Source organism: Herbivorax alkaliphila, from assembly GCF_030848475.1.
In the GTDB taxonomy this organism is placed as follows: Bacteria; Bacillota; Clostridia; order Acetivibrionales; family Acetivibrionaceae; genus Herbivorax.
This window is the reverse complement of the sequence record NZ_JAVDDS010000101.1, coordinates 1-3,085: the sequence shown is the minus strand read 5'-3', so window position 1 is coordinate 3,085 and position 3,085 is coordinate 1. Positions and strand designations below refer to the sequence as shown.

At 27.4% G+C, this 3,085-nt stretch carries 4 protein-coding genes; all 4 read right to left on the bottom strand.

The window, feature by feature from the left end; all coding sequences use genetic code 11:
* Positions 1 to 300: 300 nt before the first annotated feature.
* Positions 301 to 546, bottom strand: a complete 246-nt coding sequence (locus tag RBH29_RS17295; protein WP_306698255.1) for a hypothetical protein — start codon at positions 544 to 546, stop codon at positions 301 to 303.
* On the bottom strand, positions 543 to 1,151 hold the full coding sequence (locus RBH29_RS17290) for a type IV toxin-antitoxin system AbiEi family antitoxin domain-containing protein (protein WP_306698254.1): 609 nt from the start codon (positions 1,149 to 1,151) through the stop codon (positions 543 to 545). Before RBH29_RS17290 ends, RBH29_RS17295 begins: the two co-directional genes overlap by 4 nt.
* A 486-nt stretch (positions 1,152 to 1,637) precedes the next feature.
* On the bottom strand, positions 1,638 to 2,210 hold the full coding sequence (locus RBH29_RS17285) for a hypothetical protein (protein ID WP_306698253.1): 573 nt from the start codon (positions 2,208 to 2,210) through the stop codon (positions 1,638 to 1,640).
* 138 nt (positions 2,211 to 2,348) lie between these two features.
* Complete coding sequence (locus tag RBH29_RS17280; RefSeq protein ID WP_306698252.1) at positions 2,349 to 3,074, bottom strand: amidase domain-containing protein; 726 nt, start codon at positions 3,072 to 3,074, stop codon at positions 2,349 to 2,351.
* Between the last annotated feature and the right edge of the window lie 11 nt (positions 3,075 to 3,085).

Here is a 3,085-nt window from a genome sequence, read left to right as displayed (position 1 = left end):
TATTGTGATATTTCTAGGTAAACATAAACCAAGGATTTCAATTAATTTCTGGAGTCCTTGGTTTTTCTGTCTGTTGTTATCTACATATTAAATAAGCAATAATAATCCGCTTAAAGGATCAAACAATAATGTTAAGAAAAAAGATATATTCCAGCTGACATAAGAGAAGATATTAAATTTGCTAAAGTTCTTTCACTAAAAAGCTTCATATGCTTTTTTGTATCTTTACTTGTATGTCTCATATTCTCATTCCCTATAGAGCATTGGCTTATAAATACTCACTTATATTTAGTCAAAACACTAAAACATACGATATTTTAAGGATGTCTCTCCCCCACTCTGAAATCTCAAAACTCCACAAAACAGGGACTTAATTGAAAAATTCTCTGTAAAAAGAACATGATGTCTATCAATTAATGTATTTCTTCTTTCAAAGGTTTCCATTATAGCCTGTTGTAATATTCGTCCTTCAAAACTATATTTGCTTGCTAACTTTAATAATTTTGCTTTGATGGAATCCGAAATATTCTTTATATTTTTTGTCACAGTAATACCTCCAGATAATCCGAGAGAACATTTTTAACTCCTAAAATATCTGCATACTTTAATAATTTATTGATACTTTTATCTTTATCGTTTAAATAAGCATAAATTGCTTCCTTAAATATATCCATTCCAATTTTATTTCTATATCTTGTACAATCGCAAATTGTTTTTTCTTTATCGTATATTTTCACTTCATTACCATTAATAGAAATTGTATTAATCCCCATTTCAAATTGTTTTTTAGAAAAATATATAATTTTTATAGGAGGATATTCTGGAATTATAGGTTTCTTTGAATCCCTATATATTGCAATATAATATTCCCAAGGATTATAAGTTGTGTAATCATAATAATCTAGTGCAGATAATAAACATATAACTCCTTTGTCTACAATTTTAGTAGCTTCTACCAACTCATTATATTCGTCAAAATCGCTATCACTTAATTTATATAAACCTCTCTTAATTTTAAATATAATTCCTTCTTTTTCTAATTTAGATATATTTCTAAAATGAACACCTGTTTCTAGAATATCTTTAGTTCTTGCAAAACCATCATGCTCATTAAAGACTTTAATAATTTTTTGCATATGTTTATTATTCATGCTTAATCACCTTTCCGGAAAAATTAGTCCTCACTTTTTGATTAATGCGGACTTTTTTTACCACAAAAATATTGTATCACCTTATTACATTATCACCAATACCTGTTTTACTGAATAGTACTTCTAGCCTGCTTTAATTGAGATATTTGATATTTAAAAATACAATTTTTTCTTATGAACTTAACCAGTTTGGATTGTTGATAAGGAATTATTTTGTTTTGTATTTTGTTTCCACCTCAGCTTTAATCTTGGTGAATTCCTTTTTTTACCTTAACACAATTTTTACCTTACGACAACTATTTTAACATAGGGGGGATCACTGTCAAATAGTCTGTCCTACAACAATATTATTCGAGTTGTGTTTGTTACCTGGTTTTTCTAATAAAGCATTAGTATTATATTTACATATATCCTTATTTTTTGTAGATAGGTAAAATAAAAAATCGGCGTCTATTTAACGCCAATCCAAACTCCTTTAAGATAGTATTAAAAATGAGACTTATCAAACTCTTCTCTATCTTCTTTAATTGAATCTAAAAGCTTATCAAAATCTTCCATTAAATTTGATATTTTTGAGTCATCTGCTTTTTTTGCTTTTTCTAATAAAGTTTCAATTTTTTTTAATTGTTTTCTTTCAAATTTAGCAGTTATTTCATCTTGTTTTTTTTCACTTCTTTTAATATCCCATTCAACCATTGCACATAAATCTTCTAAGTTTTGAATTAAGTCTTTTCGTGAATAATTTTTCAATTCATCTTGTTGTTCTATGTGACCATTTTTCTTCATTTCTTTGTATAATTTATCTGCTTTTTCGTTAAGCTCGTCAGTTTTTTCAGTTAATTCTTTCAGTGCTTTTTTTCTTTCATAATCTCCTTCAATTTCGTAAGCTTCAATTACCTTCTTAAAAACTTCATCTTGTTCTTCCATTATTTTTTTTCCTTCATTTTGATAGTAGTTTTCTTTTTCACCTGATATTGTTGAATTCGAATTTGCTAATACAATTACTCCTGAAACAATTATCATTAATGATACAATAGGTACTATAATTTTCTTATTCATTAAATCACCCTCCATTTTTTATTATTTTATATTCATTCAAATATGCTAATTATATGTAATGTATATTTTATATCTTATATATAATTATATCACTTTATTTCCTTAAAAGTAAATATAACTATTATACTTTAAAAAGAGTTACCAACTAGATTTTATTTCAATTACTGATACCCAATCGTTACCTCTACCAACCTGAACTCTATTTTGTAAAAATGTCCTTAAGGAACAAAATCCATCTCCCCACACACCATCGTGTTCTGCCATTTCTATGTAAGGATTATTAAAAGGATATGGATTATATCTCTCCCTTACAACTTGTGAATGATAAGTTTGACCATCAGATGAATCAGTATATTGAATGATATCTCCTAGCATTACATTGTTAGCAATATCACTAAGACTATTCAAAGCTTCATAAACTGTATAATTTGTTTGTCTGTAAGATCTTCTAACTCCTTGACCATTAACATCACCCCAATGTTTTCTAAACCAATGAGAATGTGGCCATGTTGAAGTCCTTCCCATTCCCCAACTAGGTGTATAATAATACCAATGTTCTTCTGTAGGATACTCAGTTTGCTCTGTAAATGGCAGGCCACCATTTTCTAAAACTTGAGAAGCAAAATTTGTACAATTTCCACCTATTCCTGAAAAGCTTGCATAATAAGTATTTCTTTCAGTAGTATAATCGTCCATATAATTTATGGACTCAATCCTATTATAATCTGAAGTATCTGCGTTTGGATTTGTAAATACAGGTGTATTAGCATTAATTATTATTGCATTAAATATTACACCTAAAATTACTATTACTAAAAAAGTAGTTTTTCTAAAAGAATTATTGTTGCTAGTTTTTAAAAACATTACTTATCCTC